This is a genomic window from Burkholderia sp. LK4 (genome assembly GCF_001043615.1).
Lineage (GTDB): Bacteria > Pseudomonadota > Gammaproteobacteria > Burkholderiales > Burkholderiaceae > Burkholderia > Burkholderia cepacia.
This window is the reverse complement of sequence record NZ_LDUL01000027.1, coordinates 194,247-205,717: the sequence shown is the minus strand read 5'-3', so window position 1 is coordinate 205,717 and position 11,471 is coordinate 194,247. Positions and strand designations below refer to the sequence as shown.

6 protein-coding genes are annotated in these 11,471 nt (G+C 68.6%); 3 read left to right on the top strand and 3 right to left on the bottom strand.

What is annotated here, in order from left to right:
• Positions 1 to 2,805: heavy metal translocating P-type ATPase (locus VK92_RS39990; RefSeq protein ID WP_082171476.1), on the bottom strand; the 2,805-nt coding region annotated here is incomplete at its 3' end.
• A 183-nt stretch (positions 2,806 to 2,988) separates the two neighbouring features.
• Positions 2,989 to 3,312 carry a type II toxin-antitoxin system HicB family antitoxin gene (locus VK92_RS14745; protein ID WP_048023572.1) on the bottom strand — a complete coding sequence of 108 codons (324 nt, stop codon included), beginning with the start codon at positions 3,310 to 3,312 and terminating at the stop codon, positions 2,989 to 2,991.
• Positions 3,313 to 3,754: 442 nt separating this feature from the next.
• Between VK92_RS14745 and VK92_RS14735 the strand changes: the two genes are divergently transcribed.
• Both VK92_RS14735 and VK92_RS14730 read left to right on the top strand, forming a co-directional pair.
• Complete coding sequence (locus VK92_RS14735) at positions 3,755 to 5,191, top strand: DUF1254 domain-containing protein (RefSeq protein ID WP_048023568.1); 1,437 nt, start codon at positions 3,755 to 3,757, stop codon at positions 5,189 to 5,191.
• 147 nt (positions 5,192 to 5,338) lie between these two features.
• Complete coding sequence (locus tag VK92_RS14730; protein ID WP_048023566.1) at positions 5,339 to 9,142, top strand: DUF748 domain-containing protein; 3,804 nt, start codon at positions 5,339 to 5,341, stop codon at positions 9,140 to 9,142.
• Between the two features lie 59 nt (positions 9,143 to 9,201).
• Here the strand turns inward: VK92_RS14730 and VK92_RS14725 are convergent, their stop codons facing one another.
• Entirely contained in the window at positions 9,202 to 9,426 is a 225-nt protein-coding gene (locus tag VK92_RS14725) for a hypothetical protein (RefSeq protein WP_027790361.1), read from the bottom strand.
• Positions 9,427 to 9,743: 317 nt separating this feature from the next.
• On the opposite strand from VK92_RS14725, the gene VK92_RS14720 reads away from it, so the two are divergent.
• Complete coding sequence (locus VK92_RS14720) at positions 9,744 to 11,417, top strand: alkaline phosphatase family protein (protein ID WP_419761812.1); 1,674 nt, start codon at positions 9,744 to 9,746, stop codon at positions 11,415 to 11,417.
• Positions 11,418 to 11,471 lie beyond the last annotated feature (54 nt).

Here is an 11,471-nt window from a genome sequence, read left to right as displayed (position 1 = left end):
CGCGATGCCGACGTCGGCCGCGGCAAGCGCGGGCGCATCGTTGATCCCGTCGCCGACCATCGCGACGATTCCGCCGTGCGTGCGCTTCAGCTCGGCGACGACGCGCGCCTTGTCGTCGGGCAGCACCTGCGCATGCACCTCGCCGATGCCGAGCGACGCCGCGACGGCTGCCGCGCTGCCACGATTGTCGCCCGTCACGAGCACGCTCGCGACGCCGCGCGCCGACAGTGCCGCGATCGCGTCGCGGGCGCCCGGCTTCACGGTGTCGCCGAAAGCGATCAGCGCGAGCAACGCGCGCGGCGCATCGGCGCGCATCAGCCACGAGATCGTGTTGCCCGCGCATTCGAGTTCCGCCGCGCGGGCGTCGAGCGCGGGCGGCACGGCGATGCCGAGCTCGTCGCGCCAGCGTGTGCTGCCCAGCGCGAGCAACTGCCCGCCGACGCGAGCTTCCACGCCGCGTCCCGCCACCGCGCGCGCATCGGCCGCGCTTGCCGGCGGCACTGCACTGCCGCGTGCGGCAACGTCGGCGTCGTGCGCGGCGACCACGGCGCGAGCGAGCGGATGGTCGCTCTGACGCTGCACCGCCGCCGCGAGCGCGAGCGCTTCGTCATGCGGCACGCCGACCGCTTCGAACGCCGTCACGGACGGCTTGCCTTCGGTCAGCGTGCCGGTCTTGTCGAACGCGATCACCGTGGTGCGCTGCGCGAGTTCGAGCGCCTGCGCATCCTTGATCAGCACGCCGCGCCGCGCCGCAACGCCCGTGCCGGCCATGATCGCGGCGGGCGTCGCGAGGCCGAGCGCGCACGGGCACGCGATGACGAGCACCGCGACCGCGTTGAGGATCGCGGTTTCGGTGCCGGCGCCGGCGATCAGCCAGCCGGCCAGCGTCAGCACGGCGATGCCGAGGATGGCGGGCACGAACACCTCGCTCACGCGATCGACGAGCCGCTGGATCGGCGCCTTCTCGGCCTGCGCGGATTCGACGAGGCGGATGATGCGCGCGAGCGTCGTCTCCGCGCCGATCGCAGTGGTTTCGACGACGAGCGCGCCTTCGCCGTTGATCGAGCCGGCCGTGACGGGGTCGCCGTCGTCCTTCGGCACCGGCAGGCTTTCACCGGTGATCACCGATTCGTCGACGTGCGAGCGGCCCGACACGATCCGGCCGTCGACGGGCACACGCTCGCCGGGCCGGATGCTGACGCGGGTGCCGACACGCACCTGCGCCAGCGGCACGTCGCGTTCGATGCCGTGCTCGACGACGCGGGCCCGGTCGGGACGCAACGCGTTCAGCGCGCGGATCGCGTCGGTGGTCTGGCGCTTCGCGCGCGATTCGAGCCATTTGCCGAAGCGCACCAGCGTGACGATGACGGCCGACGCCTCGAAATACAGGTGGCCGGAATGACCGGTGCCGCGCAGCAGCATCCACAGGCTCAGCCCGTACGCGGCCGACGTGCCGAGCGCGACGAGCAGATCCATGTTGCCGGTGCGCGCCTTCACCGCGTGCCATGCCGCGCGATAGAAGCGCGCGCCGAAGCCGAACTGGACGATCGAGGCGAGCACGAGCTGGACCCAGCCGTTCGGCATCAGGTGGATGCCGAACGGCGCGACGAGCATCGGCGCGACCAGGGGCGCGCTCAGCACCGCGGACCAGATCACGAGATCGCGTTCGCGGATCGCTTCGAGGCGCTTGCGTGTTTCGGGGTCCTGCGCGGCGCTGGCCGGTTGCGCGTCGGCGCCGGCCGTGGCACCGGCTGACGACGCGTCGGAGAGCGACGCGCGATAGCCGGCGGTGGTGACGGCCGCGATCAGCGTGGCGGCGTCGAGGGCGCCGGCGCCGTGCACCGATGCGCGCTCGGTCGCGAGGTTGACCGAAACGCGCGCGACGCCCGGCACGGCGGCCAGCGCTTTTTCGACGCGGCCGACGCAGGACGCGCAGGTCATGCCGTCGATGTCGAGCTCGAGGTCGGCGGGGGCGGTGGACGTAGCCGGCGGGATGGCCGCGCCAGCAACCGGCGTCGCGCCGTATCCGGCTTGTTTGACGGCTTCGGCGAGCCGGGCGGCGGTAACGTCGGGCGCGACATCGACCGTAGCTCGCTCGGTCGCGAGGTTGACCGACGCGCGCGTGACGCCCGGCACCTTCGCCAGCGCTTTCTCGACGCGCGACACGCAGGACGCGCAGGTCATCCCGTCGATGTCGAGTTCGATGCTGGCGGGCGCGGCAGGCGAGGAGGGGGCGAGCGCGGTGAAGCCTGCATCCGTCATGGTCGGCGTCGCGCCGTAGCCGGCCTGTTTCACGGTTTCCACCAGTTGTGCGGCGGTAACGTCGGCCGTGACATCGACGGTCGCCCGTTCGGTCGCGAGGTTGACCGACGCGCGCGTGACGCCCGGCACCTTCGCCAGCGCTTTCTCGACGCGCGACACGCACGACGCGCAGGTCATGCCGTCGATATCGAGTTCGATGGTGCTGTTGGCGGGAAGCGGATGGCCGGCTGTCGAAGCGGCTGCGGCCATCGGCGCGGGCGATGCCTCGACAGGATGCGCATGCGCGGCGGCGGCTTCGAGCACCGGTGCGCGTACGGAGGCGCCGTAGCCGGCTGCGCCGACCGCCTCGATCAGTCGTGCGGCGTCGACGGTTTCCTGCGCAGTCACCGTCGCCGCGTGCGCGTCGAGGTCGACCGCCGCGTCGACCACGCCCGGCACCGCGGCCAGCGCCCGTTGCACGCGGCCCGTGCAGCCGCCGCAATGCATGCCGTCGACGCTCAGCTCGATCGTATGCAGCGCTGCGGAGGCAAGTGGTTCAGTCATGTCGGATTCCCAAAATGCACGGCTCGCGCCGCGAATGGACCCAGTATCAACGTTCCCATGATGGTAAGGTCAAGCGGCGGCAGCGCATGCCGATGCACACAGGGTGTCACAACGCGGAAAAGCAATCTCCCGGATTCCTGACCGACATCCGGGAGGGGCGGGCCTTTGCGCTCGACTGCGCGATCAGGCGCAGAGCTTGGCGCTCGCGAGACGATTCAGGCTGACGCCCTGCTCGGCGGCCTGGATCACCAGCGCGCGGTGTGCCTGCGGCGGGATGCGAACCTTGAATTCACCGCTGTAGGTGCGGTCGGCGATCGGCTCTGGCACCTTTTCTCCGTTTGCGGTCAAGTCGCGAATGACATCGGCGACTAGCCGGCGAATACCGGCCAGCGCACCTTCCGGCGTTGCGTCGAGCCACGAAAGAGACGGGAATTCCGCGCACAGGCCGACGTGCTCCCCGTCCTCCGGGGTCCACGTTACGCGGTACGTAAAGTGGTCTTGAGTCATGATTTCTGTTCCTTCAGTCGATCGATCGCGTCGAGAACCTGTCGCACCTGATCGTTGAATCGCACGTTCGCGGGCTCGCGCCTCATGAGTTCGAGGATCTTCCATACGCCAGGCATATCGAATGGTGTCATTAGTGACACCATTCGATAATCGACCAACCGGCGAGATTGTTTCGCCGTGAGCGTGTGTCGTGCCGATATCCCCTGTTTTGTTGCAAATCGCCAGAACTATTTCGATTTTGTCGACAATACGGCTAGCGTTCGGCCAGCTATTCGGCATATTAGGGGATGCCCGTAGGCGCTATGATACCGGCCTGACATCAGCGCCCACCGTTACGCAACGTCACGAAACGGTTGTCCGGGCACGCTGGGGTGCCTTGCTTTCGCCATTTGCGCGTCGCACAAGGCGTTGACTGAAAAGAACGATATTCGGCCAGTACTCGATGATTGAAAACCAGCAGGAATCAGTTTCTCTGCGGCGCGCGTGCGCGTCGCTGGCCATGGCGGCGTTGCTTGCGGGGTGCGCGTCGCAACCGGATGCCATTCAGCGGAAAACCGGCTGGATGCGCGCGGAAGTCGCCGACTCCTATGTATACGCGTATCCGCTCGTGCTGATGGACGTCGCGAAGGAAGCGGCGACGGGCGGCGACGGCGCGCAGCCGGGGCAGGCGCCGCTCAACACGCTGCGCCACGCGCAGGCGCTGCCGCCCGTCGGCGCGGTCAATCCGCCGCTGCCGGGCGTCGACACGCTCGACTCGACCGGCTGGCTCGACGTCGCCGCCGAACCCGTGATCGTCACGTTGCCCGACACGCGCGGCCGTTACTGGGACGCGCGTGCGCTCGACATGTGGACGAACGTGCTGTGGTCGTCGTCGAGCGTGGCTGCACGCGGCACACGCGGCGGTGTGCGATCGCAAACGATTGCCTTCGCCACGAAGGACTGGCAGGGCACGCTGCCGAAGGGCGCGGTCCGGATCGACGTCCCGTCGGCCAACGCGTGGCTCGAGGTCCGTCTGCAGACGAGCGGCGGGCGCGACCTGACGAACGTGAAGAAACTGCAGCGCGCGATCCGCGTGGTGCCGCTGTCCGTCTACACGGGCGCGGCGCGCGGCGCGTCGGTGGCGGTTCATGCGGGCAGCGCGCCGTCCGAGGCGGTGGGCGGCGGCACGCCGGCCGAGCAGGTGGCCGCGCTCGACCCGAAGGCGTTCTTCGCGCGTTTCGCGCAGGCGCTGCAGGACAACCCGGCGCCGGCCGACGACGCACACGCGCAGGCGTTGCTCGGCGACATCGGCGTGTCGGCCGGTTACCCGGTGCTGTGGACGGGCGACCGCCTCGCGGCCGCGACGGCCGGCGTCGCCGAGGCGCGCGCGCGGCTCGCGACCCCGCCGTCGAACCTGCTGAATGCGAACGGCTGGAGCTGGATCGGCGATACGGCCGGCAAGTACGGCCAGGACTACACGCTGCGCGCGTACGCGGCCTACACGCAGTTCGGCACCGCGACGCGCGACGACGAAACGCTTGCGGTCGTGCGTGTCGACAGCGACGGCCATCCGCTGAACGGAGCGAACCGCTACGTGCTGCATTTCGCGCCGGGCGCGCTGCCGCCGGTTCGCGCGTTCTGGACGCTCACGCCGTATGCGACGAACGGCGCGCTGCCCGACGTCGGGTCGGCGCGCCGCTCGCTCGGCGATCGCGACCGCCTGCGCCGCAACCACGACGGGTCGATCGACATCGTCGTGTCGGCGTCGCCGGGCGGCACGCATGCGGGCAACTGGCTGCCGGCGCCGCGCGCCGATTTCGCACTCGCGTTGCGCCTGTACGCACCGAAGCCGCAGGCGAGCGACGGATCGTGGATGCCGCCCGTCGTCGTCCGGAAATGAACGGAGGGCCGGCGGCGTTGTCCGACCGGCGGGCGCGGCGGCGCCCGAACCCCGTACTGTTACCACCTGAGCCTATACTTTCGGGATAGCGTGCGCGGCCGACCGGTTCTCCGGTATGGCCGGCATCCCATCCCGAGGCATTCAAGCATGGCAAGCGCAGACAAAGAAACCGTACCCTCGACCCTCCATGCCCTCGGTGGCGTTGCACGCTCGCGCCGCACCCGGCGCATCGGCCTCGGCCTGCTGATCTTCCTCGTTTTATTCGGACTGCTCGGGTTCTTCGCGGCGCCGCCGCTGATCCGCCATATCGCCGAACAGCAGCTGAGCCAGCAGCTCGACCGCCCCGCCACGATCCGGCGCATCGCGCTGAACCCGTACACGCTGAACCTCGAGGCCGACGGCATCCATCTCGGCGACAAGGGCGGGCAGGGCGACTTCATCGACATCGCGAAGCTCGTCGTGCGGCCGTCGTGGTCGTCGCTGTTCCGCGGTGCGCCGATCGTCAATGAAATCCGCCTCGACTCGCCGCAGTTCCATATCGTCCGCTACGATGCGCAGCGCTTCAATTTCACCGACCTGATCGAGAAATTCTCGACGCCGTCGCCCAAACCGGAAAGCAAGCCGACGCAGTTCTCGGTGTCGAACATCCAGGTCAACAACGGCCGGATCGATTTCGACGACCGCCTGCTGAACGAAAAGCACGTCGTCGACAACTGGACGCTCGGCATTCCGTATATCGCGACGCTGGCATCGAAGACCGACATCTTCGTCGAGCCGAAGCTGCGCGCGCGCTTCGACGGCAGCCCGATTGCGATCGACGGCAAGACCAAGCCGTTCGCGCAGTCGCGCGAATCGGAGATCGCGCTGAAATTCGACGGCCTCGACGTGCCGAAGCTGATCTCGTACGTGCCCGCGAAGCTGCCGGTGGCCGTGACGAGCGGCCTGCTGAGCAGCGACCTCAAGGTCGATTTCGTGATGAGCGGCGAGACGCCCGCGCTGCGCGTATCGGGCACCGTCGACCTGAACGACGCGAAGGTGACGGACCACGCGTCCGCGCCGCTGTTCGCCGCGCGCGGCGTGCATGTCGCGGCAGCCAGCCTCGAGCCGCTGCGCAACGCGTTGCACTTCGACGAGATCCGGATCGACCAGCCGGTGGTCGACCTGTCGCGCGACAAGCAGGGCGTGCTGAACGTCGAGAAGCTCGCCGCGCAGCCGGCAGCCGCATCGAACGCCGCCGAGGGCAAGCCGGCGGCGCCGGGCGCCGCGCCCGCTTCCGCGGCTGCGGCAGCCGCCGCCAGCGGCGCAAAGGTCGAAGCCGTCGCGAAGGCGGCGCCGCCGCTCGACCTGACGATCCGCCATTTCGCGATCGACGGCGGCACCGTCAACGTCGACGACCGCGTGCCGGCAACGCCGACCGCGCTGTCGCTCACGAAGCTCGCCGCGACGCTCGACGGCTTCTCGATGCAGGGCAAGACCCCCGCGAAATACACGCTGTCGACGTCGCTGTCGCGCGGCGGCGACGTGACGGCCGAAGGCACGTTCAATCTCGCGGAGAAGCAGGCCGACAGCAAGCTGACGGTCGCCGCACTCGCGCTGCCGGCGCTGCAACCGTACCTCGGCGAGGCCACGCGTGCGCGCGTGCTCGACGGCACGCTCGGCGCCACCGTCAACGCGAAGGCCGACTGGGGCAAGACGCCGCTCGCCGCGCAGGTCGCCGACAGCACGGTCAGCCTGAAGTCGCTGAAGATCGCGACGCCCGACGCGAAGGCGCCCGCGATCGTGTTGCCCGACGCGAGCGCGAAGATCGCGAAGGTCGACGTTGCCGCGCGCACCGCGGAGATCGCGAGCGTCGACGCCAGCGGGCTCGCGCTCGACGTGCAGCGCCTGAAGGACGGCAGGATCGACCTCGCGGCACTGGCCGAACCCGCGCAGGCGTCGGTGCCGAAGCGCACGGTCGCGCGCAAGGCCGAGGCCGCCGCGCCGTCGTGGCATTACCGGATCGATGCGCTGAACGTGAAGGATTCGGCCGCGAACTTCACCGACCTGTCGACGCCGCGCCCGGTGAAGCTGGCGATCAAGCCGCTGGAACTGTCGGTGCAGAAGATCAGCGACGACATGAGCAAGCCGCTGCCCGTGCAGTTGAAGGCGACACTGAACCGCAAGGGCTCGCTGAACGTGACGGGCGACGTGACCGCGCAGCCGCTGAAGCTCGGCCTGAAGATCAACGGCAACCGCCTCGACGCGGCCGCGTTCGAGCCGTACTTCGGCAGTGCGCTGAACGCGACGATCGCCAGCGCGCTGCTCAACGCGCAGGGCAACCTGACGTTCGCGCAGGTGAAGGACGCCCCGCGCGCGACCTATCGCGGCGACGTCGCGCTGGTCGACGTGCGGATGCTCGACAAGGCGACCTCCGACCCGTTCGCGGGCTGGCGCTCGCTCGCGCTGACGAACCTGAAGGCGAACTACGACGAGAAGGGCACCGACGTCGACGCGGCGCGCGTGACGTTCTCGAACTTCTACGGCCGTGTGCTGCTCGATGCACAGGGGCGGCTGAACCTGAAGGACGTGGTCGCGAAGGAGACGGGCCCGGCGCAGTCGCTCACGCGCGACGCGAGCAAGGGCGAACCGGTCCCGCTGTCGCCGGGCGTGACGCCGCCGGCTGCCGCGCAGGCCGCATCGGCCGCCGCCGCGCAGCAGGCGTCCGCGCCGGCCGCCGCGTCGGCGACGGTGGTCGTGAAGGCCGCGCAGCCGCCGCAGAACCCGGTGCGGATGCATTTCGGCGAGTTGCTGCTGCAGAACGGCCGCGTCACCTACACCGACAACTTCATCAAGCCGAACTACACGGCGAACCTGGTCGCGATCAAGGGCACGGTCGGCGCGTTCGGCACGGATTCGACGACCTCCGCGCCGGTCGACGTCGCCGCGAACCTCGCGGGCAACGGGCCGATCTCGATCAAGGGTTCGGTGAACCCGCTGATCGAGAAACCGGCGCTCGACCTCACCGCGACCGCGCACGACATCGAGCTGACCAACCTGACGCCGTATTCGGCGAAGTACGCGGGCTACCCGATCACGAAGGGCAAGCTCAACGTCGACCTGCATTACGAGCTCGCGAACGACCAGCTGAAGGCGAACAACCACATCTTCATCGACCAGCTCACGTTCGGCGACCATGTGGAGAACGATACGGCGACCAGGCTGCCGGTGAAGCTCGCGATTTCGCTGCTGAAGAACACGCGCGGCCAGATCGACGTGAACCTGCCGGTGTCGGGCTCGCTGTCGAACCCCGAGTTCAGTGTCGGCGGGCTGATCTGGCGCGCGGTGCTGAACCTGATCGCGAAGGCCGTCACGTCGCCGTTCTCGCTGCTCGCGCATGCGTTCGGCAGCGGCGGCGAGGATCTCGGCTACGTCGAATTCGCGCCGGGCTCGTACCGGCTCGACGACGCGCAGCAGAAGAAGCTCGACACCGTCGTGAAGATGCTGACCGAGAAGCCGTCGATCCGCCTCGACCTGATCGGCCGCGTCGACCCGGCGAAGGACACGTCGGGGCTCGGCGACGCGTACGTCGAGCGGCTGGTGCGCCAGCAGAAGCTGAAGGACGTGATCGGGCAGGGCGAGAGCATCGACCCGATGTCGGTGAAGGTCGAGCCGGCCGAGTACAGCAAGTACCTGACGCGCGCATACAAGGCCGCCGACTTCAAGAAGCCGCGCAACCTGATCGGCCTGCAGAAGACGCTGCCCGATGCCGACATGAAGAAGGCGCTCGCCGAACACGCGCCGGCCGACGACAACGCGCTGCGTGCGCTCGCGCAGCAGCGCGCGCAGGCCGTGCGCCAGTACCTCGACGGGAAGATCGATTCGAGCCGCGTGTTCGTCGTCGCGCCGAAGCTCGATGCGAAGGGCATCGACGACAAGGGCGCGACCACCCGCGTCGATTTCGGCCTGCAGTAAGCAGGCCGTCCGCCGCCGCTGCGCCCGTTCCTCCGTTCGGGCGCGGCGGCGCGCTGCCTTCAGCGCGCGGCGATCGCCGGTTCCTCGCGCTTGCCCAATTCCTTCTTCGCGGCCAGCGGCAGACGTGCGTCGTCCCACTGCGCCAGCCATTCGACTTCCTTCGCGGTGAACACCTGTCCGTAGTTGCGCAACGCGTACTGCAACGCGTCGACGACGTGGTGGCGAATGATTTCGGGGGTGCGTGCATCGTCCAGCACGAACCGGAGGGCTTCCAGGGTCGACATGCTCTTGCTCCGGGTCAGGGAAAACCCTTTATCACACGCCAATAGTCGCGCGCCAAGCCGGAAAAAAAATCGTGCGGCGGGTGACGCCGCGGACGGTTGGCCGATGCACCGCGGCGGTGCTTGCCGGTGAGCGCGCGAGTCCGCGACGTGCGCCGGGCCACGTTGGATTGCGACCGCATCGTGTCACTTGCGATTGGTTACGTTTGATAGAAAACAGAAAGCCCCGCTTCATGCGAGCGACCCACGGCGCAGCCATATTCTTGCGCGCCTGATGGCAAGTCACGCAGTTCAACGTCAATCGATGAGGTGGGGTGATCATGTCTTTCCTTGGTAAGCAGCGGAAGTGGGTGGGGATGGTGGCGGGCGCGCTGGCGCTCGCGGGCGCCAGCGCGCATGCGGCGCAGCAGGACGGCAACCGTCAGGACGAGGATCGCGGCCACGCGAACCGCGTCGTGAAGCACGTGCTGCTGATCAGCATCGACGGCCTGCACGAGCAGGATCTCGCGCGCTGCATCGGCGCGAACACGTGTCCGAATATCGCGGTGCTCGCGAAGAGCGGCGTGACCTACACGAATGCCTATACGCCCGGCCTGTCGGATTCGTTTCCGGGCCTCGCCGCGCTCGTGACCGGTGGCTCGCCGAAGACGGCCGGCCTGTTCTACGACGTGTCGTACGACCGCAACCTGTACGCGCCGGGCGACACGAGCTGTTCGGGCAAGCAGGGCTGGAACGTCGTGTTCGACGAGACGACCGGCATCGACGCCGAGAACGGCGGCGCGCTGGTTCACCTGAACGGCGGCGGCGCATTCAATCCGCAGGCGATCCCGAACGCGAAGGTCAACGGCAAGTGCGTGCCGGTCTATCCGCACAACTACGTGAAGACCAACACGGTCTTCGAGGCCGTGAAGGCGGGCATCCCGAACGCGACCACCGCGTGGGCCGACAAGCACGCATGGGGCTATGACTGGCTGAACGGGCCGTCGGGCACCGGCGTCGACGATCTCGCGCGCACCGAGATCAACTCGATCGACCCGGCGACGCAGACGGACTACACGGACGTCTATTCGCATACCGCGCAATTCGACAACCTGCACGTGCAGGCGCTGATCAACCAGATCAACGGCCGCGACTCGACGGGCACGAAGCGCGCGCCGGTGCCGACGCTGTTCGGCGCCGATTTCCAGACGCTGAGCGTCGCGCAGAAAGCGGTGGTGACGAAGGGCGGCGGCTACCTGGATGCGAACTTCACGCCGAACGGGCAGGTCGCGAACGCGATCACGTACGTCGACAACGCGATCGGCCATGTCGTCGAGGCGCTGAAGCAGGCGAACCTGTATTCGTCGACGGCGGTGATCGTCACGTCGAAGCATGGCCAGTCGCCGAGCGATCACACGAAGCTCGTGAAGAACGGCGACACGCTGACGAAGCTGCTCGAAGCGAACAACTATCTCGACCCGAACGGCAACTTCGGCCAGAACAACACGAAGACGGGCAACCTGAACGACGGTTCGGGCCTGGTCGGCACGGGCTTCGTGCAGACCGACGACGTCGGCCTGATCTGGCTGCGCGACCGCAACCAGCGCACGGCCGTCGTGCAGACGCTGAAGGCGAACCTGGGCTGCAATGCGCCGGGGATCTGCGCGGATGGCCCGCAGGCGTACATCCTGTACGGCGCGGCGCTCGCCGAGCGGTTCGGCGATCCGGCCAACGGCCGCACGCCGGACATCGTCGTCCAGCCGAATCCGGGCGTGATCTATACGTCGAGCACGAAGAAGGACGAGGAGCACGGCGGCAACGCGCCGGACGACAGCCACCTCGGCCTGCTCGTGTCGTATCCGGGCCTGCATCGCGCGCGCACGGTGACCGACACGGTCGGCACGAAGCAGGTCGCGCCGACGATCCTCGGGCTGCTCGGTGCCGACCCGCGCCTGCTGCATGCGGTGGTGGCCGAGAATACCGGCGTGCTGCCGGGGCTCGGTATCGGTCGCTGATGCAGCGTGCCGGATGCCGCCGTCGGGCGGCGTCCGGCACAGGGCGCGCGCGGC